The organism is Streptomyces sp. NPDC048473, from assembly GCF_043200155.1.
Classification (GTDB): domain Bacteria; phylum Actinomycetota; class Actinomycetes; order Streptomycetales; family Streptomycetaceae; genus Streptomyces.
The window spans coordinates 58,575-82,042 of sequence record NZ_JBICXE010000005.1 but is presented as its reverse complement, the minus strand read 5'-3'; the positions used below and the strand labels follow the sequence as shown (position 1 = coordinate 82,042).

The window sequence follows — 23,468 nt, the reverse complement described above, 5'->3', positions numbered from 1 at the left end:
AACACTCACCCCGCGACGAACAGGGCCTCCGAGCCCACCGGCCGGTAGCCCGCCGCCTGGAACGTCCGCACGCTGCGGGCGTTCCCCGGCGACTGCTGTGCCCACACCACCGAGTCCGGCACCAGATGCCGGGCCGCGCGCGCCAGCCGTTCGCCCAGCCGCCGGCCGCGCGCCTCCTCGGCCACCTCGATCGCGGTCTCCCAGCGCCCCGCGACTCCCCGGCCGAGGATCACCACACCATCGTCGGCGGACCAGACCCGCACCTCGTCGCGGTACTTCATCGCGCGCGCCACCCGCGGATGCTCCGGGTCCGCGATCTCCCGCAGCGCGATCTCCGGCTCGCCCGGCAGCGCGTTTGCGACGGTGAGCAGGTCGATGGTGTTCATGTGCCGGCCGCTCCGGGCCGACAGCGCGCTCAGAAAGTACGGATTCATCGTCGCGGCGAGCACGTCGCCCGGTGTGGCGGCCAGCACGGCCCGCACCCACCGCGGATCCTCGTCGGTGAACACCACCGAGTGCGCGGTGAACGCCAGCACTCCCGCATCCCGCGCATTCGGCTGCCCCACCACCGTCGTGGACCCGTCCGGCGGGGGAAACCGTCCGTGCGCCGCAGCCGCCAGGATCCGTGCCAGTGCGTCATCCATGAACGTCCCGCTCCCCGGTCCCGGCCGCGGTCCGCCGGGCGGCGGACACCCCGCCCATGATCGACTACCGGCCGCCGCGACCGCCATCCGTCGCGCCCGTTAATCTGGCCCCCGTCAGTTAGGCATGATGAAGGGGCGGAACTGTGGCGGACATCGAGTCGGCACGCAAGGCATTCCAGCGGTTCGATCTGAACGGCGACGGGCTGATATCGGCTGCCGAGTACAAGAGCGTGATGGCTCAGCTCGGCGACCCCTATGTCACCGAGCCGGTGGCCCAGGCCGTCATCAACTCGCACGACGCCAACGGCGACGGGCTGCTCACGTTCGACGAGTTCTGGGCGGCGCAGAACAAGGGCTGATGGCCGGGAGGACCCCCGGCCCACGGGCCGGGGGCCGCCGCCCACGTCACTGTCGGCGGCGGACCGGCCGGTGTCAGGAGTTCCTCCGGTACGGTGCCCAGCCGCGCAGCTCCTCGTCGCGCGGGGCGCGCACCACGGCGGGCGCTCCGGGGCCGAAGCCCATCACCGGGCGGGATGTGTCCCAGGAGGGCCAGCCGGGATCACCGGACGCGGCGAACCGCACCCACGCCGTGTGCATCGCGTCGGCCAGCTCCTGCGGGGCGTCCTCGCCGGCCAGGGCCACCGCGTCGGGCCGGTCCAGCGTGTCGAAGACGAAGCCGATCTCCAGGCCGTGACAGGCCCCGAGCCGCAGCACGGGGGACGGCCAGCCGAACTCGTAGAGACGAGTGCTCCCCGAGGCGCCGACGCGGGCATCGGCCACCCGGTTCAGCGGGACGCGCAGCAGCAGATCGGTGGCCAGCGCCCCGAGCAGCTCACCCGGCGTGGCACCGGGCCGGTTCGCACGGTACGTACGCGCCGTGGCGCCCGGCACCTTGAACTTCAGCAGGGCCAGCCGCAGCTTGATCCCGGACAGCCGCTCCGTCAGACCGCTCGGCACGAACCAGAGCCGGTACTCCTCACTGTTCGAGCCCATCAGCAGATCGACGTCGTCCGCGGCGCCGTCCAGCAGCGCTTCGAGCGGATCGCGGGGCAATAGATCGCCGTCCACCACGATCTGGAAGGAATTCCCGCCGGTCAGCGGGGAGCCGCCAGACGTCACCTCGGTCTGCGCCGCCAGGAGCTGCGCCGGGTCCACCGCGGCCAGCGCCCCGGCCGTCGCCGCGACCCCCAGCCGTTTCGCGATCAGCTCCGTGGTGCGGCGGGCGGCGGCGTCCAGCCGGAGCGCGGTCGGCGCACCGCTCTGCAGCACCGCACGCCGGAACAGGCCCTTCGCGCGCGGGGCGGACAGCAGGGCGGCGATGCTGATGGCCCCCGCCGACTCGCCGCACACGGTGACCAGGTCCGGATCGCCGCCGAACGCCGCGATGTTGTCCCGCACCCAGGTCAGCGCCGCGAGCTGATCGAGCAGCCCCCGGTTGGCGGGCGCGTCCGGGAACACCCCGAACCCCTCGATGCCCAGGCGGTAGTTGACCGACACGAGAACCACGCCGTCACGGGCGAACGCCGCCCCGTCGTACACGGGCACGGCCGACGAGCCGTGCAGCAGCGAACCGCCGTGGATCCAGACGAGAACGGGCAGCCCGGTGCGGGCCGGGGACGGCGTCCACACATTGAGGTTGAGGCAGTCGTCGCCCGGCACCTCGGGATCGGGCAGCAGCCGGTCCAGCGGCGGGGAGTACGGCCGCTTGGGCGCGGTCGGCCCGAACGCCACCGCTTCCCGCACGCCCTCCCAGGGCTCGGGCGGCTCCGGCGCCCGGAAGCGGAGGGCGCCGACGGGCGCGGCCGCGTACGGGATACCGCGGAAGACGGCGACGCCCCGCTCCAGCGTGCCGCGCACCGCCCCGTGGACCGTACTGACCTGCGGAGACGTCTCGGATATGGGAGGAGGGGGTACGGCAGTCATGAGGTGGCTTCAGCCCTTCTGCGGCGCGATCGCGGACGGTGTTTCCACGGACGGTGCGGTTGTGGAGAGTGCGACGGTCGACGAGCCGGACGGATGGTGGGTGAGGGAGCCGTCGGGGTGCAGCACCTCCACCGGCACGGGTGACTCGATACGTACCCGGTCCGGGGCCGCGTCGACCCGGACCAGGCCCTGCGGGGTCGGCATCGCGCCCCGCGCACCGGACAGCGCGCCGAGCCGCGGGGCTACCCGTACCCGGGCGTATCCGGGCTCGGCCGGGGTGACGCCGAGCGTGTACACCAGCAGATCACGGCTGGGCGTGGCCGACCATCCGTGGCAGTACGAACCGCCCTCCCAGCACTCACGGAACGCGGAACCGCCCGTCTTCAGCAGTGCCGTCCAGTCATGGCACAACCGCTCGATCCGGTCGGCCGCACCGAGCAGCGCCAGCGCGTCGTGCACGACGTAGCGGAAGAACGGCTGCGCCCCCACGACGAGCCGCTCGGTGTCCCAGTCGGGCCCGTCCCGGTCCGTCACGGGCGCCGAGGCGGTGGGCCCGCCGGTGTCGCTGCCCCGGTACCGCATCGGCGACCGGGTGAACATCGACGCCCGGTCCAGCAGCAACTCCCGTACGGCAGGCTTCCGTCCGTCCGGCACCAGGCCGGCGCAGACGGCCGCCGCATGGGTGTGCTCGCTGACCGACGTGCCGAGGCGCCCGTCGCACAGGTTGTCGCGGTACGCGCCCCGCCCCGCGTCCCAGAACGTCTCGAAGCCGGCCGCCACCCCCTGGTGCAGTTCGCGCGCCCAGCGGGCCCGGCCCGCGTCCCCGAGCCAGTCGGCCATCTCCGCGAAATCGACGAGCGCCCGCGCCCACAGCGCGTTCAGCGCCGCGCTCGCGCCCGTCACCTGTACGGGCGACCAGTCGATCAGCACCCAGCCGGTCACCTCGTGCAGCAGCCCGTCCGGGCGCCGGAACGGCAGGAACCAGCGCAGCACCGGCTCCGCCGCCGACAGCAGCCCGGCCACCAGCTCGCGGTCACCGGTGTAGCGGTACAGCTGGTGCACGGAGCGGACCCAGTGCAGTGCCCAGTCGGGAATGGTGGGGATCGGGTCACGGGCCAAGTCACCGGCGGCCACCATGCGCAGCATGCCGTCCGGCCTGGGCTGCGCGGCCAGCCGGGGGTGCCAGCGGGCCAGGCTCCAGTCCGGATTGGCGACCAGGTCGACCGACTGGTGCACCACCGAGTCGCCGGTCCAGGCGCGCTGCTCACGGGTGGGGCAGTCGAGATAGGCGTCCTGCGAGGTGAGGTCGACCGTGCGCAGCCCCACCCGGTGGATCTCGTTCAGCTCCGGGTCGTCGCAGTCGAAGTACGGCCCTTCGGGGCGCGGCCGCAGCCGCTCGCGCACCTGGACCGGGCCGAGGCGCAGGCTCCCGGTGCCCCGCACGGTGAACAGGGCGTACCGGCCGCCGACCGGATCGCCCGTCTCGAAGGTGTCGTCGTGGCCGCGCGTGATGTACCTGAAGGTGTTGGCGGCGTCGAGGGCCGCGTGCGTGGGGAGTTCGGTGAGGGCCCCGCAGATCTCGGTGCCGGGTGCCGCCTCGGCCGTGAGGCGCAGATGACCGGCGACGACCCGGCCGAAGTCGACGACGAGGAGTACGGGGCCCGCGGCGAGGTCGTACCGGGTGTCCGGCGGGGCAGGGGCGGTGGCGGGCACGGCCTCGGTGATGGCCGCGGCGAGGGCTTCCCTCGGATCGCCCGGGACCGCCCCGGGCAGCGGCGCGGTCCGTACGGACACGGCGTCCCGCACGGTCTCGGCGAGCTGCGGGACCGGGCGGGGGAGCAGTGCCCCGAAGGGCTCCGATTCCGGCCGGGTGCCGGTCTGCGGGCCCACCACGGCGCGCGTGGACAGCACCCGCGCGGGAAGCCAGCCGTTCCCTTCATTGCCCCCCACCTCGGTCCAGCCCGGGTCGAGGAGCCGCCCGTCCAGCAACTCGGGTGTCTGGGTGACCAGTTGTGAGTGCGGGCGGCAGGGGGTCCAGGCGTCGCCCGTACGGTACGTCCAGGAGGCGTCCGTGACGATCCACCGGTCGGCGGCGAGCCGCAGCTCGGCCACCACCGAACCCCCGCCGAGCTGATGCGTCCACGGCGACGGCTCCCACCACGGCACCGCGTGCCCGTAGTGGCGTGCGAGCACGGCGACGGTGTTGCGCCCCGGACGCAGCAGCCGCGCGGCGTCCCCCGTGTCGTAGTGCAGCATCCGCGGACCGTGCCGGACCGGGCCGCGTGCGACCTCCGTACCGTTCACGTACAGCACATGCCGGGAGTCCGAAGTGATGCGGAACGGCGCCGAGTCGGGCACGTCCGCCAGCTCGAAGGCGCGCCGCAGCAGCACGCGCCGGTCGTACACCTCCGGGTCGGGCGCCCCGAGCATCGATTCCGGCCCCGGCGGGGTGACAGCGATCTTCTCGCCCCAGATCCACTGCCCGCGCCAGGCGCCCCAGGTGTACTCACTCATCGTCAATCCTCTTGCCTTCAGCGGAAGCCGACCGGCGGGCGGTCAGCTCGTCCGTGATCCGTGCCGAGACACGGCGGGTGATCGGATAGGCCAGGAACACCAGCCCGCCGAGCGCCGTGAGCGCCAGCGGCACGCCGGCCTGTGCGTAGCGGATTCCGTCCATCGCCCGTTCCGACTGGTCGGTGTGCGCCACATAGCCGAACAGGCCCAGGCAGTACGCGGTGGCGGCGCCGCCGAGCCCGCCGCCCGCCTTGGCGGCGAACGAGGCCAGGGAAGCCAGCGCACCCTCCGCGCGATGGCCGTGCCGCCACTCGACATAGTCGGTCAGCTCGGCGAGCAGCGCGTAGTTGAGGGTCACCGCCGCTCCCATGCCGATCCCCGCGACGGCCAGCGTGGCCAGGATCGCCGGTACCGCGTCGTACGGCACGAGCAGCAGCGAGCCGTTGCCGAGCGCGGCGACGGCCAGCGCGCCGAGATAGACGGACTTCCCGCCGAGGCGGCGCGCCAGCACGGGGGCAACGACACTGCCCCCGGCCATCGGGACCATCATCACCAGGGCGGCCACGGTCACCAGGCCCTTGTCGCCCACGTTGTAGAGAAAGTAGAACGGCATCGTGGCGAGGGTCGCCGCACTGGCCGCCGAGGTCGCCACCTTCGCCGTGAGCAGCACGGGCACCGACCGGCCCCCGGTGAAGATCCGCAGCAGATCGCGGAGCCCGTAACGGTCGCTGCGGGTGGGCCGCACCCGCTCCCGTACGCCGAGCGCGGCGGTCGCCGTCAGAGCAACCGAGATGGCGGCGAGAAGCGTCGCGTAGACCAGCCAGCCGGTGCGCTCCGAGCCGAACGCACCCACGATCGGCAGCGTCGCCGCGACGACGATCATGCCGCCGAAGAGGTAGGTGAACCCCTTGACGGTGGCAAGCGTCCCGCGCTGCGCCTGATCCGAAGTCATCACAGGCAGCAGGGAGTTGAGCGGTATGTCCATCATAGGGAAGGCGAGTCCCCAGAGCAGATAGACGACCCAGGCGACGGCCAGCGGCGCCGGCAGCAGCGCCGGGCCGAGGAAGAGCGCCGCGAAGCTGATGCCGCCGAGCACTCCGCCGATGAGCAGATACGTACGGAAGCGGCCGCGGCGGGTCGCGGGCAGATGGTCGACGGCGTACCCGACGAACGGGTCGACGAGGCTGTCGACGATCCGTACGACCAGGAGCAGCGTGCCGACGGCGGCCGCGGCGAGTCCCAGCACATCGGTGAGATAGAGCAGCAGGAACGAGCTGATGGTGGTGGACAGCAGGATGTTGCCGAGGTTGCCCGCGAAGAAGCTCAACTTCTCGGTGAGTGCAGGCCGTTGGCCGGACGGTCTGCTGCCGGTGGCCGGGGCGAGGGGGTGTGCGGGGGCGGTCATGGCGGACGTGGCTCCGGTCGTCGTCGGTCGGGGCGTCGGCGTCGGCCCGGTGGATCAGGAAGAGGCGGCCGTCAGCGCCCGTTTGAGGACCTTGCCGGTCGGGCCGAGCGGCAGTGTCTCGGTGAACCGCACGATCCGCGGATACTTGTGCCGCCCGAGCCGGTCCCGGGACCAGGCGATCACGTCCTCCTCCGTCACCGCACCCGCATCCCCGCGCAGCACGACGACCGCGCAGATCTCCTCACCGCGCGCCTCGTCCGGCACACCGATGACCGCGACCTCGGAGATCGCCGGATGGCGCACGAGCACCTCTTCGACCTCGCGCGGATAGATGTTGAAGCCGCCCCGGATGACCAGGTCCTTCTTCCGGTCGACGATGCTCAGGAAGCCGTCCTCGTCCCGCACCCCGAGATCGCCGGTGCGGAACCAGCCGTCGACCACGGCGGCGGCCGTCGCCTCCGGATCGTCGAGATATCCCGCGAAGACGTTGTGGCCGCGCACCACGACCTCACCGACCTCCCCGTCCGGCAGCAGCACCACGGCCTCCTCGACAGCCGCGTCCGCGATGCCGATCTCCACGCCCCAGACCGGGTGGCCGACCGTGCCGGGGCGCCGGCCGAGCTCCGGCTGGTTGAAGGTGGCGGCGGGGGAGGTCTCGGTCAGCCCGTAACCCTCCAGGACCTGCGTCGCGAAGATCTCCTCGAAGCGTTCGAGTACGGCGACGGGGAGCGCGGCGCCGCCCGAGACGGCCGCGCGCAGAGTGAGACGGTGCGTCGTGTCGTCCCGCGCCGGGGCATCCTTCGCCGCCGCCTCGACGAGCGCGTGATACATCGTCGGTACGCCCATGAAGATGCTCACGCCCTCGGCGGCCAGCAGTTCGAGTGCGCCCGCGCCGCTGAAGCGCGGCATGAGGACGAGCGTGGCCCCTGCCCGTAGCGTCGCGTTCATCGCGCAGGTCTGCCCGTAACTGTGGAACAGCGGCAGACAGCCCAGGACCACGTCGTCGACGTTCAGGCCCAGCAGGTCGTGGGCGATCACGGACGCGTTCATCACGAGGTTGAGGTGGGTGAGCAGCGCACCCTTCGGCCGCCCGGTCGTGCCGCTCGTGTAGAGGATCACCGCGGTGTCGTCCGGCGCCGCGGGCTCCGGCGCGGGCAGCGGGTCGCCGTCCGCCGGTACGCCGTGCACGGCTCGTACCCCCGCGGCACGCGCCCCCTCCTCGGCCACCGGCCACAGCGGACCACCGCTGATCAGCGCGACACAGCCGCTGTGCCGCAGTACGTACGCCACCTCGTCGGCCACCAGCAGTCCGTGCACCGGTACGACCGTCGCCCCGGCGGCGAGCGCCCCGTAGTACGCGTACAGGAAGTCCGCCGAATTGGGCAGCAGCACCGCCACCCGGTCCCCGGGCCGCACCCCGGACGCCCGCAGCGCGCCCGCACAGCACAGCGCCCGGGCCCACAGGTCCCGGTAGGTGAGGCGCGTGTCCGAATCGACCACGGCGACGCGGTCGGGATACCTGCGGGCCGACTCACCGAGGACAGTGGCGACGCTGAGAAACATGACACGCTCCAGGAAACATGGTGTTCACACGGCTGCTGCTGCTCAGAATCGGCCGTCGGCCCGTCTCCGCACAATGTGCAGATGCCCACCATGCACATCGTTCACCTGGGCAGCAGCCCCTCAGATGTGTACGCGGCAAGGCATCCGCCTAACGGGAGCACGGCGCTAACCTTCCGGCATGGCGGACAATCCCGGAGCCCGGACCCCTCGCGGCGACGACCACGGCAGCGGCGGCAGCAGTGGCGCCGACGGCGAGCTGCGCCGCGCGCTGGCCGTCGCTCTGGTGCCGCAGATCGACGAACTGACCCGTCGGGTCGTCGCCGACATCCACGCGCACAGCGGCACGTACGCCTCCGGCGCGCCCGTCAGCCGGGACGATCTGTGGGAGATCTGCCGCGACAATCTGCTGCGGGCACTGGAGGACTTCGGCGGGCTGCCCTCCAGTGGGGGCGACTTCGAGCACGCGGCGCGCGAGACGGGACGGCGGCGCGCGGAGCAGAACGTACCGCTGGACACCGTGCTGCAGGCCTACCGGCGCGGGGGCCGGGTGATGTGGCAGGTGATGGCGGAGCACCTGCGGGCGACACGGGCGACGCGGTCGGGACGGGCCAGTGGGGTTGGTGGGGCCGGTCGGACTAGTGGTGCCGGCGGGGCCGGTAGGGGCGGGAGCGTCGTGGGCGTCGGTGGGGCCGGGCGGGGGCGGGACCCCGTGGGCCCGGTCGCGGGCGACCGGGACATCGAGCTCGACATGGCGGGTGCCGTGTGGGAGACCATCGACCGCTACTCGCTCGTGATGGCGGAGTCCTACCGGCTGACCCAGCTGGAGATGCAGGGCCGCCAGGACACCCGCCGCGTCGCCCTCTTCGAGGCCCTGCTCGACGGGCGCGGGGACGACCCGGCGGTCGCCGCGGCGGCCTCCGCCGCGCTCGGCGTGCCGGTCCACGACCGGTACGTCATCGTCGTCGCCGCCCAGGACCCGGCCGCGCCGCCCAACCCGGCGCCCGTCCTCGACGGCCACGGCATCTGGTCCTTCTGGCGGCCGAGATCGGGCCGGTACGCGGGAATCGTGCGGCTGGCCGCGGGGGAGTCCGGCGTACTGCTCGACCTGCTGCGCGATCGCACCGGTGCCACCGCGGGCGTGTCACCGGAGTTCGGCCGGCTCGCCCAGGCGGGCCGGGCCCTGCGGCTGGCCGAGCAGGCGCTGCGTACGCTGCCCGCCGGAAGCGGCGAGGCGGCGGCCTTCGACGACCGGCTGGCGGAGGTCCTCCTCGTCGGCCGGCCCGAGATCGCCGAGCGCATCGTCACCACGCAACTGGGCGCCGTCCTGGACGCGGCGGCCGAACGCGACGCGCTGCTCAGCACGCTCCGGGTCTGGCTCGACAGCGGCTGCTCGGCGGCGCGTGCCGCCGAGCTCCTCTACTGCCACCGCAACACGGTCCTCAACCGGATCGGCCGGATCGCCGAACTCACCGGCCGTTCCGCGGAGTCGGGCGAGGCGCGGCTGGGGTGGGCGCTGGCCCTCAGAGCGCTGCCGCTGAGGAGCGCCGATGACGAACCGGCGCCTACGGACGACTACTTGGGCTAGGAGGCCCTGGCCGCACTTGAGGAGGCGGCCTCGCAAAAAAAGGAGCGTGCGAGGAACACGACGGGCAGGACGGCGAAGACGATCCGGTCCGGGCCGACCGGCGACGCATCCGCCTGAGACGGCGAGCCCGTCCGAAGACGGCCCTGCTCGGCCGGTCCCGCACCCGGCCCGCCGCCGTGGGCGACAAGGCCCACTCCTCCCGCGCCAATCGCACCACCTGCGCGATCGCCGCATCGAGGCGGTCGTCCCGGAGAAGAGGGACCAGGCTGCCAACCGCAGGAAGAAGGGCAGCCGGGGCGACAGGCCCGTCACCCACGACACCGGCCTCTACCGAGACCGCAGCACGGTTGAGCGGGCCGTCAACCGGAGTGCGCGCGTTCGCCGAGCAGTTCCTGATTGTGCTGGCCGAGAGCGGGGGCGGGCCGGCGGAAGGTGTCGAGGCCGGCGCCGAAGGTGACGGGGAAACGGGCCTGCGGGCAGGCGGTGTGATCAGAAGGAGTGCTGAACAGCTGCCGGGCGGTGGTGTGGGGGTCGGCCAGGAGTTCACCGGGGGTGGCCAGGACGGGGGCCCAGGGGGCGTTGAGGTCGTTCAGGCGCTTCTCCCACCAGGCGTAGTCGCGGGCCTGGAAGACGCCGTGCAGGAGGTCGCCGACGCTTTGCCGTGCCGCGGTGCGGGCAGCGCGCTGGTCGTAGGCGGATGTGTGCAGTTCAGGGAAGGCGTCGGACAGTTCGGTGCGGAATCGGAGCCAGAACTTGTCCTCGAACGTGGCCAGGGACAGGCGGCGCCCGTCGGCCGTGGTGAAGATGTCGTTGTCGCCCTGGACCAGGCCTGCTTGGAGCGGGTCGGGGATGTCGCGCAGCGGCAGCGCGAACAGCGAGCACCAGGCGGTGATGGATTCGCTGAGGGACACGTCGATGTGCTGTCCCTCGCCGCCGGCGCCGAGAGCGGTGGCCAGCGCGAGGGCTGCGTGCATGGCGCCGGCCATGTCGCCGACGCGGACGCCGGGACGGGTGATGTGGCCGTCGAGGCGTCCGGGGACAGTGAAGAAGCCGGACAGGCCGAGGAAGTTGAGTTCGTGGCCGGGCTTTTGCGCGTAGGGGCCGGTCTGCCCGTACCCGCTGAGCGAGCACAGCACCAGGCGCGGGTTGGCCTCGTGGAGCGTGGCGTAGCCCAGGCCCATGGTGTCGAGGACGCCGGGGCGGAAGCTTTCCACGACAGCGTCGGCGGTACGCACCAGGTCGAGGAAGGCGATGCGGTCTTCCGGGTCTCGAAGGTCGAGGGCGACGGAGCGTTTGTTGCGGTTGAGGGCGTCGAACAGTTCGGGGGCGATGCGCAGGGGGTCGCCGGTGCCGGGGGTTTCGACTTTGACGACGTCGGCGCCGAGGTCGCCGAGCAGACAGGTGGCGTAGGGGCCGGGCAGGAGGCGGGAAAGGTCGAGGATGCGTTTGCCGGTCAGCGCCGACCAGGCGGGTGCTGCGGGGCGGGTGGTGGTCACTGGTTGCACCTGTCTTGCGGTCAAGGAGTGGGGGGGAGGGGTCAGGCCATGAAGGCGAGGCCTTGGGCGATGCCGTTGCGCTGGATCTCGGAGGTTCCGGTCAGGATGCGGAACATGCGGATCTTGCGGAACAGGAATTCGATCTCGTTGCCCTGGGTGAGGCCCTCCTTGCCGTGGATCTGGACGGCCTGGTCGAGGATGCGGAAGGCGGACTCGGCGACGAACAACTTGCACATGAACGCCTCGGTGCGGACGTCGTTGCCCTGGTCCAGGGCGGCGAGCGCGGCGTAGGTCATCGACCGGGCCGCATACAGGTCGGTGGCCATGTCGGCGACCTTGTGCTGGATGGACTGAAGGGTCAGCAGGAGTTGGCCCCCGGCGACCTTGCGGGTGCGGGTCCGGTCCAGGGTGAGGTCGAGGGCGCGGCGCGTGGCGCCGATGACGGTGGGGCAGTGCAGGAGCCGATTGATGGTGACGCGGCCGAGCGCGATACGCATGCCCTTGCCTTCCTCGCCGAGGAGGTTCTCGGCGGGGACATAACAGTTGTCCAGGACGATATCGCTCTCGATGTGCTCGCCGGACATGGGAGTTGCGCCGTCGGTCACCCGGCAGCCGGGACTGTCGAGGTCGACGAGGAAGGCGGAGAAGGACGGCTTGTCGCCCTCGTTTCCGCCGGTGCCGGCCATCCGCGCCACGACGATGGCGAAGTCGGCGAACGGGCCCGCGGAGCTGAACACCTTGTGACCGCTCAGGCGGTAGCCGTCGCCGTCGTGGACGGCGGTGGTGCGCATGGAGCGCACATCGGAGCCGGCGTCGGTTTCGGTCAGTGAGAAGCAGCAGGCGCGCTCGCCGCGCACCAGGGGCAGCAGGTACTTGTCCAGCTGGTAGTCGGTGGCGTGGTTGAGGATGTCGCCGGCGCGCAGTGGGCCGCCCATGTCTCCCAGCACGCTGTGGCCCAGGACGCGTCCACTGGCGCCGACTTCTTCCTTGAGGGCGGCCAGCGACGTATAGGAGAGGTTCTGGCCGCCGTACTGCTCGGGCAGGTGGATGCCGTAGAAACCCAGTTCGCGGCTGCGCTGCCAGACGGGTTCGAGGTCGGCGCGGGTCAGGTGGGTGTCGTGAGTAATGCCGTGTTCGCGTTCGTAGTCGGCCAGTTCGCCTTCGAGGTAGGTGCGGAGCCGGCCGACGAGGTCGGCGACCTGGGGGGCGTCATAAGCGGGGCGCAGAGAGAAAGTCATCGTGGGTCCTTGTGGGTGGGGGAGGGTGCGGGTCAGTTCACGCGGCGGGCGGCGCCGGCCCAGAACGGTTCGCGTACGGCCTTGCGGTCGAGCTTGCCGTTGCGGTTGTGGGGCAGTTCGTCGACGAAGTCGACAGTCCTGGGCTTCTTGAAGCGGTCGAGGCGGTCTGCGCAGAACGCGGTGATCTCGTCGGCGGTCAGGGCGTGGCCCGGGCGGGGCACGATGACGGCCTTGACCGCTTCGCCCCATGTCTCGTCGGGCACGCCGATGACACAGGCTTCCTGGACGCCGGTGTGCTCGTAGAGGGCGGCTTCGACCTCGGTGCAGTAGATGTTGAACCCGCCCGAGATGATCATGTCCTTCATGCGGTCGACGAGGAACAGGTAGCCGTCCTCGCGCATCCAGGCGAGATCGCCGGTGTGGACCCAGCCGCCGCGGAACGTCTCGGCGGACAGCTCGGGCTCTTGCCAGTACTCGCGCACGCAGTCGGGGCCGCGGACGATGAGCTCGCCGACCTCGCGGGGCGGCAGCGGCAGGCCGGCCTCGTCGACGATGCGGATCTCGGTGTCGTACATCGGCCGCCCGCAGGACTGGAGCAGTTCCGGGTCGCCGGTCACGGCGTGGGCGATCTCCTGGCTGCTCAGGGCCGCCACCACGCTGGTGGTCTCGCCCAGCCCGTAGCCCTGCGCCACCACAGGGCCGAAGAACTCCACCGCGTCACTGAGGCGTTGCGGCGAGATGGGCGCGCCGCCCACCCGAACGCTGGTCAGGCTGGAAAGGTCACGCTCGGCCGCGTCCGGGCGGGCGAGCAGCATGTTGACCATGGCCGGCACGAGGAACGTCGTGGTGATCTGCTCCTTTTCCACCGTGTCCACGAATGCCTCGGCGCTCCAGGTGGGCAGCACATAGGTGGTTGCCCCGGCGAACACGTTGGCCAGCAGGGCCATGCCGGTGGCGTGCGTGATCGGGCCGCAGGCAAGGTAGCGCGTGCTGGGCCGGGGCCTGGATTCGTCACTCATCAGCAGCTTGCGCATGTTTGCCAACCGATTGCCGAACGTTTGTACGGCCGCCTTGAGCGTGCCGGTGGAACCGGAGGTGAAGTTCAGGACGCACGCGGCGTCCTCGTCGACGTCGACGGCAACAGGGGCGGCTGTCCCCGCCCCGAGCAGGGCCCGGTAGTCGAGGATTCCGGCCGTGTCCTGTGTGCCGTCCTCGTCGAGCTGGACGGCGAGGCAGCCGGTGCCCGCCGACTCGATCGCGGCGAGCGCGTCCGCCCTGTGCGCCGCGTCGAACACGAGGACGCGTACCGGGGCGTAGCGCAGGATGTGCTCGATCTCGCCACGCCCCAGACGGGCGTTGATCGGCGCGCGCACCAACCCGGCCTTGTAGAGGGCGAATTCGACTTCGACCAGCTCCCCGCGGTTCCAGGCCAGGGAGGCGACCGCGTCGCCGGGGCCCAGTCCACGGGCGATCAGGGCCGAGGCGAGCCCGTCGCTCGCGCGGTCCAGCTCCGTGTAGGTCCAGGAACGCGCGCCGCAGACCAGGGCGGTGGCGTCGGGCCAGTAGCGGGCGCTGCGGGTGAGATAGGTGCCGAGGTTCATCAACGATCTCCAGTCTTGCAGTCTGACCAATTGAATACAGCAAGAACGTTTACAGACAGAGTGTTTTGTATCCTCTGGGCTGTCAAGAGCCATCTAGACTGTGTGGCGACCACGACAGAGCGAAGGGGGCCGCATGGCCGAGGACAGGCGCACCAGACGCACTCGCCGGGCGCTGGGCGGCGCACTGGTGGAGCTGGTGCTGGAACGCGGCTTCAGCGCGCTCACCGTCGAAGACATCACCGAACGGGCCGATGTCGCGCGCGCCACCTTCTACGCACACTTCAAGGGCAAGGACGACTTGTTCGCGCGCGTGACCGCCGAGCTGCTCGAGCAGCTCGCGCAGCGCCTGGAGCCGGCGCTCACCGGCAGTGCTGTCGGGTTCACCGGCAGACCGCTGCTGGAGATGCTGCGGCACGTGAGCGACGAACGGGACCTCTACCGGGTCGTCCTGCGCGGCGAAGGGGACGGCAAGCCCCTGCAGATGTTCGTGGATTCCTGCGCGGCCGCGACGGCCAAGGAGTTCAAGGCCCGTGCCGAGCGCAACAACGTCCAGCCGCGCATCGACGCCGACCTCCTGGCCCGGGTGTGGGTCGGCGAGCAGGTCGCCGTGCTGCGCTGGTGGGCCGAGCAGGACACCCCGCCCATGCCCGCCGAAGAGGTCGTGCGCATGCTCCTGGACCTCGCCCTGCACGGCCGGCACTGGGCCAGCGGATACACCGCGCCCGGTCAGGACTGAACCCGCGCCCGCGCCGGGCGGCACCCGCCATGATCCGGGCGGGCGCCACCCGGTCTGTTCTAGGAGGGCGCGCCGAGCCGCGCCGCGTCCCGTTCCGGGCGGATGCAGCAGACCGCCACCAGCCCGCAGACGATCATGACTGCCGCCGCCAGGACGAACGACTGCGCATAGCCCGCGCTCTCGGAGGACGCCGTGTCCAGCAGGTGCCCGGTGAGGGAAGGTGCCAGCAGGCCCGGCAGCGTCCCCGTCGCGGCGACGATGCCGAACAGCGCGCCGCGCCGGGAGGCGGGCACGACTGCCGCGGCCGTCATGTAGTGCAGGGGGAAGGCGATGGAGTGCGCGCCGAAGGCGACCGCGACCAGGGCCAGTTGGACCGGCAGTGAGCCTGCGAACGGGAGCGTCGCCATGGCCACTCCTGCGCACACCACGGCCAGGCCCTGCGGCAGACCGCTCGACCGGCGCAGTGACACTCCCCGCCGGGCCAGCCGGTCCACCACCGGGGACAGCGCCAGCAGTAGCACGAAACTGAAGGCGGCCACGGCGCTGAGCACCGAGGCCGCCGCCCCCGGACTCATTGCCAGCTCGTTCCTGAGATACGAGGGCAGCCAGGCCTGGCTCATGGCCATTGCCCACGACGCGCCGAACGCACTGGCCACACTTCCGATCACGGTGCCGCACAGCAGAACCCGACGGTAGGGGGCCTGTGCGGGACCGTCGCCGGACGCCTGCACGCGCGCGGCCGGCCGGTCGTGGGGGCCGTCGTGGCCCACGAACCACCACACCGCGCTCCACACCAGACTCGTTGCCGCCAGTACGGCGAACGCCGAACGCCACCCGAACTGGGTGATGAGCCAGGTCACCACCGGTGCTGCGATCAGCGTGCCGAGCGCGCCGCCGCTGATCTGCAGGGCCGACGGCAGGCTGCGGCGCTCCGCCGGGAACCACTTGTACAGGGCGTGCATCGACATCGGCGTGGCCGGCCCCTCGGCCGCGCCGAGCAACACCCGGCCCGCGACCAGTGTCGGCACGGTTGCCACGATCAGGACCGGCAGCTGAGCCATGCCCCACGCCAGACACATCACGAACAGCAGGACGCGGCTGGAGATGCGTGCGGAGAGAAAGCCGACGAGCAGCCCGGAGATGCTGAACAGGATCGAGTAGGCGCTGGAGATCAGGCCGTACGCGCTGCGGCTGATGTCCAGTTCGTTCATGATCGGGTCGGCCGCCAGGCCGAGCACCGACTTTTCCGCGAAATTGACGATCATGAACGTGACGATCATCGCGGTGATCAGCCAGGCGCGACGCCGGTCGAACGCCGGCGCCTCAAGCCCGCCGGAGGCGTCGAGAGTCAGCTGCGGTGATGGCTGTGAAGACATGCGGGGACTCCTGCGGCTCGGAAAGGCAGGGGGCGACTGCTCTGCCGCGGGAGCATCAGGCGACCGCAGACGACGGCGCCCTTCCCGTCCCCGTGAGTCCGGCCGGGATACGACACCGCAGAGCATCTGGACAGAGCGTCTACTAATGGGCTGCTAGTCCGGCAACGTAACTCCGCGACCGCTTCCGGTCAATGCTTCTGCAGCAAGTGGGGTGGTGGTGCAGAAGGTGGGTCCTTGGATCAATTGAACGCTGTGTATGGTTGCGCTCAAAGTGTCGCTTAACGAGGAGTGCAGATGACCGACGCGCCGCTGGCGAATCTCCACTGGTCCCGTGGTTACACCGACCCGGCCTGGGTGCGCCGTTACACCACCTCAGCACGCGAACTGGGCCCCAGCCGACGCGTAGGGCGCGGACAGGATGCGGCCCGCAGTCTCCCGGCCGACACCGCCGGCATCGACCAGCTCACCATCACCGCACCCGACGGCAGCGCCCTGACCCTTCCCGACGTCTTCGAAGCCGCCCAGACCGACGCTCTCCTGGTGATGCATCGCGGCGCCGTCGTCCACGAGACCTACCTGCACGGCCTGCAGGCGCACGACCCCCACCTCAATGCCTCGGCGGCCAAGTCGTACATAGGCCTTCTGGCAGCCACGCTGGCCCACCAGGGAATCCTCGATCGCGACGCGGCAGCCTCCACGTACATCCCCGAACTCGCCGGAACCGCCTTCGGTGACAGCACCGTTGACCACCTGCTGCACATGGGAACCCACGTCTCGTACGCCGGGCGCCCCTTCGACAAAGCCATCGAGGCCCAGCGCTATTTCGCGGTCATCGCACCGCCCCTGCGTCCGTACGGCTACAGCGGCCCCACCAGCATCCGCGAGCACCTCACCACCGCACGCGCCACCGCTGCACCGGGAACAGAGTTCCGCTACGAGAACGGCAACGTCGAAACCCTCGCTGAAATCCTGCGCCGCATTACCGGCGCCACCACCTCGGCCCTGCTCAGCGACATCATCTGGTCCCGCATCGGAGCCGACGAAGACGCCTACTACACCCTCGACAGCGAAGGCACTGAAGCCGCCTGCGGCGGATTCAGTGCCACCGCCCGCGACGTGGCCCGCCTCGGAGAGATGATCCGCTGCGGCGGCGCCATCGCCGACCGGCAGATCCTGCCCGCCGCCGTGACCGCCTCCATCCCCAACGCCCCCGACGGCTACGCCAAGCGCGTCCGTTTCCCTGCCGCGCCCCCCACCGCGCCTGCCGGCTTCTCCTACCACGACTTCTGGTGGATCCTGAACGACCCCTACAACTCCTACATGGCCAGCGGAATCCACGGCCAACGTCTGTTCATCTCACCCGAGTTGGAGACCGTCATCGTCCACTACGGCTCCCAGGTCATGTCCCCGGTCGCACCCGCGGCCCCCCTCGTCTCAGCATTCCTACAGATCGGCACCCACCTGCAGCGCACCCGCTGAGGCGGCGCGGCCTCCGGAGACCCGCGGCCGGGTCTCCGGCCCCAGGGGTTCCGGAGACCTGCCGCCGGGCCTCCGGAGATCTGCCTCGGGCCTCCTGCCTCCTGCCTCGGGCCTCGGGCCTCCTGCCTCGGGCCTCCTGCCTCCGGCCCCGGCCTCCCGCCCCCGTGCCACCCGTTGCCGGCCGGTCAGGCGGCGAAGTACCGCGACAGCGACTCCCGTTCGTCGATCTCCACCAGATCGGGACGGGTGTAGCGCTCCGCGCGGGCGTGGTAGTCGAAGTCGCCCCGGACCAGCCCTCGGTAGTCCTGCACGCATCGCTCCAGCGCGGCCCGGGTGTGGCCGTGGATCCCGGCCGCCTCTATTTCGTCGATCAGTTCCTTCTCGGCGCGCTGCACCCGTTCCGCTATCTCCGCGAGCTGCACCCCGGCCTCGTCGACGGCTTCCTGGAGGGTGAATCCGCTGTCGCGCTGAATCAGCCGTACCGCATTGTGCTCGTAGCCGAGCAGCGCCTCCTTCTCGAAGGAGCAGATGTCGTTGCAGAGCCCCGAGTGATCGGTTACGGCGTTGCGTAGAGCGATATACGCGGGAAGGCTGCGGGCCGATTCCGGGAGGTCGATTCCGGCGGTGATCTCATGCAGATCCAGGAAGGGCTGCATGGCCACCGAATCCCGCCGGTGCTTCACGAATTCGTTCCTGGTCGGCACCTGCCCGGCGGCCCGCTCGACCGCCTCGGCGTAGTAGGTCCACAGCCAGGAGACCGTGTCGCGCCGGAACTGCCGGATCCAGCGCGGCGAGCGGTCGTGGTACGTCCGGGCCCGCAGGCCCACGAGCGCGTACTCCATGGCGCCGCGCGGCTGTTCGCCGTCGAGTACCGCCACCAGCCGGTCGATCGCCGCCTCGCACATGCGGGGATCACGTCCGGCGGGGCCGTCGTCGAACTCGTCGTCGACGAGGAAGGCCCAGAAGAGCCACTGGCAGAAGAGATCGAGATGCTGCTGTGAAGCAGTGGGGAAAATGAGGGATATCCAGAGTTCGGGCCTGGTCCGGACCATCTTCTTCCGGGCCATCGGGGAGAGCGCGAGACCATTGGATTCGGCCCATTCCCAAGTGGCCTTCCTGGTCTCCTCGATGCCGGGATTGCATCCCGTGCTCTGGAACGGCATATGAAACTCTGGCAGCGCAATCTGGCTCATTGGTGCCCCTCGTCGAGACGATGCGGATGAACGATACGAACGGGGATCTGATCGAATTCACGCGTCGGCGCCAGTACACATCGGGGACGGGCCGCCCGCTCCCATCCGCCCTTGGCCAGAAGGTCACCGTACGAGATGAGCCGGTCATCCCTGCTCACTCTCCTCTGCCGGGGGCCGGGGCATCGGGGCCGGGCTTACGGGCCCGCGGTGGCAATCGCCCTTGGCTCAGGACGGCGGCATCACCATGCGTGACCCACAGTCAACCCCCTGTGGGTGAGAGAGGGAAGCATTTGTGACCGAAATTGCGTGATCGTCACGAACGACTGAACATCTCTGAGCAGTTGGTGACCTCTTGGAGCGATCACTGTGCCGACGGCGCGGACGCCTGCGAGGCACGTCGATTTCAGGCCGATCGGCCCCGCCGTACCTCACCCGGGCCGGACACGCCTGTGAGCCCCTGGGCCGGACTTCCTGACCCAGGGGTTGGGACGCCTCGCTCAGGCACCCTTCAGGTGCCGCATCAGCCGCTCGAAGTCCTGCCACCCCGACAGACCGACGGATCGCCCGGCAGCGGGTAGTACAGCGCGGGACGGGACTTCGGGCCGAGCTGGACCGGCGGCTCGGACAGCGGGGTGCGCCGGGCGCGGTCGCCGGGCATCTCGCGGACCTCCTCCGCGCCGAGCACGAAGGCCGGCGGGACACCGGGCCCCTCGAAGCGTGGCGGAACGGCCAAGTCGCGGCGGGCCTTGCGGAGTTGGACGAGCATCGACTGCAGGTGATGACGGGTGGCGAGCACCTCCGCGGCCCGGGGCAGGGCGTCCAGCGGCGGCTCCTCGTCGGGGCCGTAGCCGAACGCCAGCGTGACGTCCTCCTCCACACCCGCCTTCGTGCGGCTGATGCGGACCGTCGCCAGACCCGGCCGGTCCGGGCTGCCGACCACCACGATCCAGGTCGGCTCGGGCGCCCTCTCGAAGGCGACATCGGTCAGCCGCCGCAGCGACCAGGGGAGGCTGGCGGGCTCCGCGGTGCCCCAGCAGGCCGGAGCCTCGCCGGTCAGCTCGCGCCACACCGACTCCAGGGCGCCGCCGAGCACCAGCCGGCCGTTCGCGGGGTGGACCGTACGGAACGAGACGGCCAGCTGACGCTCGCCGGTGTTCGCGACCTCCTGGTAGGAGGCGGCCACCGGCGTGCGCGGGTCCCCGGGGACCGGGTCGGCCGCCTCGGCCGGTGCGAACAGACCGTTCTGCCAACGCAGTACGGCACCGGACAGGCCGTCGTAATAGCCGTCCTTCTCGTCCTGCACCACCCAGCGCGAGGGCCAGCCGCTCAGGCTGTTGCGTACGGCGGGGAGATCGTCATTGTCAGGGATCTTCATGGGTGCCGGCGACCTCGGTCTCGTACCACGAGCACAGTGACTCGGCCACGGCGTCGATGAGTCCGTCCCTCGCCGCCTGGGCGATCGTCCCGTCCGAGAACCGCTCCCCGCGCACCACGGCCGTGGCCGCGCGCACGGCGTCGGCCGGGCTCATCCGGCCGTCGAGCGGCACGGTGGGCGGCGGATTGTCCTGCCAGAGGTACGCGGGCGTCACGGCGCCGACAGCGGGCAGCGCCCGGACCACGCGTTCGAGCCGCCTGCTGTGGAGCGGATAGCTCATCTGCCAGGTGCCGTCCGGCTGCTTCCCGCCCTTGGACCACTGCACGTCACGGTCCTCGTCGGTCAGCGCGGCGAGCCCTTCCCTCAACTGGCGCCATGCGTCGGCGTTCTCACGGTCGAGCTGGGCCAGCAGACGCCGGTCGTCGGCTTTGGTCACGACGTGGGCGAGCTCCGTGAGCGCCGCCAGGGACGGGGCCGCAGTCAGGGAGTCCGGGACGATGTGGCTGACGCATCTCGGGTCCGAGCCGCGGACCAGCTCGGCGAGCGCGGCTGTGGGTACGAGCCCGCGCGCCTTGGCCTCGTTGAGCTTTGTGGACCACTCAAGCCCTTCGTTGAACCCGGCCCGGTCACCGGTGGGCCGCAGGCACCACCCGGCGGCGTCGTCCTCGTCGTTGGCCCACAGGTAGCCCATCGCCTCGCCGCGGGCGTTGGCGACGGTGAGGTGGTGGACCGGCTTGTCGGTCTCGCCGCGGTAACGCGGTGCGTCGGGTTCGTACGTCATGATCCGCTCTTGCCGTGGGCGTCGGTGCGAGACCTCAGCCCCCGCTTGCCAGTTCCTTGAGTTCGGCGAGCGACGGGGCCTCGGCCGGCGAGCCGGGTACGACACCGCTGCCCTTGATGTCACTCGTGTCCCGGACCAGCTCGGCGAGCAGGGCAGTGGGAGCGATCCCGCGGGACTTCGCGTCCCGCAGCTTCCTGAGCCATGCGGCTCCGGCGTTGATCGCGGCGGCCCCCAGCCCCTGCGGCGTCACCCAGCCGGCGGCGTCCCCCTCGTCATTGGCCCATACGTAGCCGATCACCACGCCGTCGCTGTCGGCGACCCGCACGTACTGCACGGGCCCCTGTGCGACACGGTTGTAGCGGGGCGGCCCGGCGACCCGCTTGAGCTGCATGTCTTCCTCGAACCGCGGATTGGGTCGGTTCTCGCTGGTCATGCACTCTTCCTCTGTCACTTCGGCAGGACTTCGCCGTACACCTGGGCCTGTCCGGCCTCGTCCACGAAGACTCGGGTCACCCGGTACTCCGAGCCGCGCCCGAGAAGGATCTCACGCTCGGTCACACCGTATTGGCTGACCTTCTCCAGCCACAGCGCGGGCGTCCCCTCCGGGACCCGCAGGTGGAGGATGGCGTCCTTGCCCGCGAAGCTGGGTACCGGGTGGTTGCCGAGCGATGTGGACCCTCGTCACCGTACGTGCCACCCAGCATTTCGAGAGACGAGTCGAGGTCGAGGTGCCCGATGCCCGTGCCGCGCACCACCATGACGTCCTCGGGCACGGGGCGGGTCGACATCACCCGGTCCATCTCGCCGATGTCGTGCAGCACCTCGGGCCTGGGACCGTAGTAGGGGTCGTTCCGCAGGTAGCCGTTCATGTCCTTGTACGAGGGGAACGAGTCGCCCGTGTAGTCCCGGAGCGCCTGCTGTGCGGACGGGTCCAGGTTGTCCACGTAGTCGTTCCAGTAGTCCCGGCCGTACTGGACCGCATCGAAGTCGTCCGCGAACGGCACGGTGCCGTCGGTCAGTTCGGCGGCGGCGACCTAGTGCTTCTCGGCGGTGGAGAGTGCGTCGAAATCGGCTTCCGACACGTGGGGCGTGTACTTGAAGTCGTCCGCCGTACCGCCTGCGCCGGGCGCGTCCGCACCGTGGTGTCAACTCCACGGTGCTGAAGCAATCGAGGGCCTCAGGGCTGTGGAGATGCTGTGGCAGAGCCGTCGGCGGTCCGGGGCAGGCAATGAGGTTCAAGGGCGGAGCACTTGCCCCGGCCGTGGAGGGCTGGGGGTCTTCTCGGCGCGGCCGGGTTCCCTGGGATCTTCAGCCGATCTTCACCTCGTACGCACGATCGCAAGCGGCGACCGTTCGATCGAACCGCCGGATGGTCGGGCGGGTCCGGATGGTTACGGGCGGAGGTGCTTCTCCGCCTCGGCCTGTTCGATCAGCTCCGCATACGAGTCGTCTTCCTCGAGCCCGGACCCGTGGAGGAGGGATACCGACCAGGGGATCGGGCACGGCGGGGCGTGATCGGGGTCCGGGCAGAGCAGCCTGGTGATGCGTTCCTCGACCTCTTCGGCCTGCTGCTGAGTGGCGTAAATACCCAGCCGCACTTCCCAGACGCTCTTGTTCTCAGACATCGCTCACGTTCCGGATCGGCGGAGAGGAAGGGGGTGCGGTTCCGGCCCGTTGAGGCACGCCGGGTAGTGAACGTCGCGCTCCACACAACGACAGACAGAGCCCGAGCTGACTTGCAACAGGACCACCGGACGGCGACTTACCGCATGCGCGAGCGCCAGGTCATGACGGCAAAGAAGCTTGGTCTCACCCAACCGCAGGTTGGGCGAGACTTACTGGCCTCATGCGTTCAAACGCAGTGGGGGTCGTCCGCCGGAGAAGAAACTCCTTGATCTCCCGAGCGCACTCGAGCGGGCTCGAACTGCCGGTGTCGCACTCGATGTCATAGATGCCGTGGGCATGGACGCGGTCGAACTGGCGGGCAGCCAGCCCTGCCGGACGATCACCACGCGCTTGCTCCCGGCGTTCCAGCTCCGGCAAAGGGCAGCGCACTCCGACGAGGACGACGTCCTGAGGGGAAAACAGAGCCAGGCAATCGCGAAGGCGCCACGGCTCGCTCAAGACGTGGTCCGCGACAATGATGTTGCCTGCCGCAGCCATGCCCGCGACCGCACGGTGAAACCCCATCCAGGTGCGCTTGAGTACGACATTCAGCTGGTCCGGTGTCATCTCAGGTGCTGATCGCATGGCATGGAACGCGTCCACGGGCATGTAGAAGCACGGCTCATCAAGGACTCCGACAAGCTCCCTGGCGACGCTCGACTTGCCCGAGCTCGACGTGCCGTTCAAAAAGATGATCAGTCCGCCGTTTGCCTGCTCGGATTCCGGTGAGCCGGCCGATCCCTCGAACCCAGAGGCTGGACTCGTCATCATGCGTGCTCTCGCATCGTGCGCAGGCTCCAGACCACTCGATCTTCGACGGCACGAACCTACTGGCCCCAGACCATCCGGCACAACGAACAGTTTTCTCCTGCACGGCAGTAGTGCCGCCGCAGC

General features: G+C 70.5%; 20 protein-coding genes and 2 pseudogenes. 5 read left to right on the top strand and 17 right to left on the bottom strand.

Annotation, left to right across the window (positions count from 1 at the left end; genetic code table 11):
- Positions 1-5 precede the first annotated feature (5 nt).
- Complete coding sequence (locus tag ACGFU7_RS10895) at positions 6-644, bottom strand: GNAT family N-acetyltransferase (RefSeq protein WP_393694391.1); 639 nt, start codon at positions 642-644, stop codon at positions 6-8.
- A gap of 143 nt (positions 645-787) precedes the next feature.
- On the opposite strand from ACGFU7_RS10895, the gene ACGFU7_RS10890 reads away from it, so the two are divergent.
- Entirely contained in the window at positions 788-1,003 is a 216-nt protein-coding gene (locus tag ACGFU7_RS10890) for an EF-hand domain-containing protein (protein ID WP_093897410.1), read from the top strand.
- A 73-nt stretch (positions 1,004-1,076) separates the two neighbouring features.
- On the opposite strand, the gene ACGFU7_RS10885 is transcribed toward ACGFU7_RS10890, so the two are convergent.
- The 4 genes from ACGFU7_RS10885 to ACGFU7_RS10870 are packed head-to-tail and all read right to left on the bottom strand — an operon-like array spanning position 1,077 to position 8,049.
- Complete coding sequence (locus ACGFU7_RS10885) at positions 1,077-2,567, bottom strand: carboxylesterase/lipase family protein (RefSeq protein WP_393694389.1); 1,491 nt, start codon at positions 2,565-2,567, stop codon at positions 1,077-1,079.
- A 9-nt stretch (positions 2,568-2,576) separates the two neighbouring features.
- Positions 2,577-5,081, bottom strand: a complete 2,505-nt coding sequence (locus ACGFU7_RS10880) for a hypothetical protein (protein WP_393694388.1) — start codon at positions 5,079-5,081, stop codon at positions 2,577-2,579.
- The gene (locus tag ACGFU7_RS10875; RefSeq protein ID WP_393694386.1) at positions 5,074-6,486 is read right to left on the bottom strand and encodes an MFS transporter; all 1,413 of its coding nucleotides are present in this window, start codon (positions 6,484-6,486) and stop codon (positions 5,074-5,076) included. Before ACGFU7_RS10875 ends, ACGFU7_RS10880 begins: the two co-directional genes overlap by 8 nt.
- A 54-nt stretch (positions 6,487-6,540) precedes the next feature.
- Positions 6,541-8,049 carry a long-chain fatty acid--CoA ligase gene (locus ACGFU7_RS10870; RefSeq protein ID WP_393694384.1) on the bottom strand — a complete coding sequence of 503 codons (1,509 nt, stop codon included), beginning with the start codon at positions 8,047-8,049 and terminating at the stop codon, positions 6,541-6,543.
- Positions 8,050-8,227: 178 nt separating this feature from the next.
- On the opposite strand from ACGFU7_RS10870, the gene ACGFU7_RS10865 reads away from it, so the two are divergent.
- Both ACGFU7_RS10865 and ACGFU7_RS10860 read left to right on the top strand, forming a co-directional pair.
- Complete coding sequence (locus tag ACGFU7_RS10865; RefSeq protein WP_393694382.1) at positions 8,228-9,634, top strand: PucR family transcriptional regulator; 1,407 nt, start codon at positions 8,228-8,230, stop codon at positions 9,632-9,634.
- 12 nt (positions 9,635-9,646) lie between these two features.
- Positions 9,647-10,001, top strand: a pseudogene (locus ACGFU7_RS10860) (hypothetical protein); the annotation flags it as partial.
- Here ACGFU7_RS10860 and ACGFU7_RS10855 read toward each other — a convergent pair.
- From ACGFU7_RS10855 to ACGFU7_RS10845, 3 genes are read right to left on the bottom strand one after another with little or no spacing between them, the layout of a single operon-like run.
- Positions 9,994-11,130 carry a CaiB/BaiF CoA transferase family protein gene (locus ACGFU7_RS10855; RefSeq protein WP_393694380.1) on the bottom strand — a complete coding sequence of 379 codons (1,137 nt, stop codon included), beginning with the start codon at positions 11,128-11,130 and terminating at the stop codon, positions 9,994-9,996. The pseudogene ACGFU7_RS10860 and the gene ACGFU7_RS10855 overlap by 8 nt on opposite strands.
- A 41-nt stretch (positions 11,131-11,171) precedes the next feature.
- Positions 11,172-12,368, bottom strand: coding sequence for an acyl-CoA dehydrogenase family protein (locus ACGFU7_RS10850; RefSeq protein WP_393694378.1), 1,197 nt, complete (start codon positions 12,366-12,368; stop codon positions 11,172-11,174).
- 32 nt (positions 12,369-12,400) lie between these two features.
- Positions 12,401-13,969, bottom strand: coding sequence for a class I adenylate-forming enzyme family protein (locus ACGFU7_RS10845; RefSeq protein ID WP_393694376.1), 1,569 nt, complete (start codon positions 13,967-13,969; stop codon positions 12,401-12,403).
- A gap of 133 nt (positions 13,970-14,102) precedes the next feature.
- Here ACGFU7_RS10845 and ACGFU7_RS10840 point away from each other — a divergent pair, with 133 nt between their 5' ends.
- Positions 14,103-14,705: a TetR/AcrR family transcriptional regulator gene (locus tag ACGFU7_RS10840; RefSeq protein ID WP_393694374.1), complete on the top strand. Its 603-nt coding sequence runs from the start codon at positions 14,103-14,105 to the stop codon at positions 14,703-14,705.
- Positions 14,706-14,764: 59 nt separating this feature from the next.
- On the opposite strand, the gene ACGFU7_RS10835 is transcribed toward ACGFU7_RS10840, so the two are convergent.
- Positions 14,765-16,081, bottom strand: coding sequence for an MFS transporter (locus ACGFU7_RS10835; RefSeq protein WP_393694372.1), 1,317 nt, complete (start codon positions 16,079-16,081; stop codon positions 14,765-14,767).
- 294 nt (positions 16,082-16,375) lie between these two features.
- Between ACGFU7_RS10835 and ACGFU7_RS10830 the strand changes: the two genes are divergently transcribed.
- Positions 16,376-17,560 (top strand): serine hydrolase domain-containing protein, encoded by a 1,185-nt coding sequence (locus tag ACGFU7_RS10830; protein ID WP_393694370.1) that lies wholly within the window; start codon positions 16,376-16,378, stop codon positions 17,558-17,560.
- Between the two features lie 185 nt (positions 17,561-17,745).
- Here ACGFU7_RS10830 and ACGFU7_RS10825 read toward each other — a convergent pair whose 3' ends face one another.
- From ACGFU7_RS10825 to ACGFU7_RS10790, 8 genes and pseudogenes are all read right to left on the bottom strand, one after another.
- Positions 17,746-18,723 carry a terpene synthase family protein gene (locus ACGFU7_RS10825; protein ID WP_393694894.1) on the bottom strand — a complete coding sequence of 326 codons (978 nt, stop codon included), beginning with the start codon at positions 18,721-18,723 and terminating at the stop codon, positions 17,746-17,748.
- Between the two features lie 527 nt (positions 18,724-19,250).
- Positions 19,251-20,101, bottom strand: a pseudogene (locus ACGFU7_RS10820) (DUF6177 family protein); the annotation flags it as partial.
- A gap of 13 nt (positions 20,102-20,114) precedes the next feature.
- Positions 20,115-20,909 carry a DUF6508 domain-containing protein gene (locus ACGFU7_RS10815; protein ID WP_393694368.1) on the bottom strand — a complete coding sequence of 265 codons (795 nt, stop codon included), beginning with the start codon at positions 20,907-20,909 and terminating at the stop codon, positions 20,115-20,117.
- A 34-nt stretch (positions 20,910-20,943) separates the two neighbouring features.
- Complete coding sequence (locus ACGFU7_RS10810) at positions 20,944-21,342, bottom strand: hypothetical protein (protein WP_393694366.1); 399 nt, start codon at positions 21,340-21,342, stop codon at positions 20,944-20,946.
- Between the two features lie 14 nt (positions 21,343-21,356).
- A complete protein-coding gene (locus ACGFU7_RS10805; protein WP_393694892.1) occupies positions 21,357-21,524 on the bottom strand; it encodes an ADP-ribosyltransferase in 168 nt (55 codons plus the stop codon).
- The gene (locus ACGFU7_RS10800; RefSeq protein ID WP_393694364.1) at positions 21,464-21,913 is read right to left on the bottom strand and encodes an ADP-ribosyltransferase; all 450 of its coding nucleotides are present in this window, start codon (positions 21,911-21,913) and stop codon (positions 21,464-21,466) included. The genes ACGFU7_RS10805 and ACGFU7_RS10800 overlap by 61 nt, the downstream gene beginning before the upstream one ends.
- Positions 21,914-22,300: 387 nt before the next feature.
- Positions 22,301-22,534 carry a hypothetical protein gene (locus ACGFU7_RS10795; RefSeq protein WP_393694362.1) on the bottom strand — a complete coding sequence of 78 codons (234 nt, stop codon included), beginning with the start codon at positions 22,532-22,534 and terminating at the stop codon, positions 22,301-22,303.
- A gap of 184 nt (positions 22,535-22,718) precedes the next feature.
- Positions 22,719-23,342: a chloramphenicol phosphotransferase CPT family protein gene (locus ACGFU7_RS10790; protein WP_393694890.1), complete on the bottom strand. Its 624-nt coding sequence runs from the start codon at positions 23,340-23,342 to the stop codon at positions 22,719-22,721.
- Between the last annotated feature and the right edge of the window lie 126 nt (positions 23,343-23,468).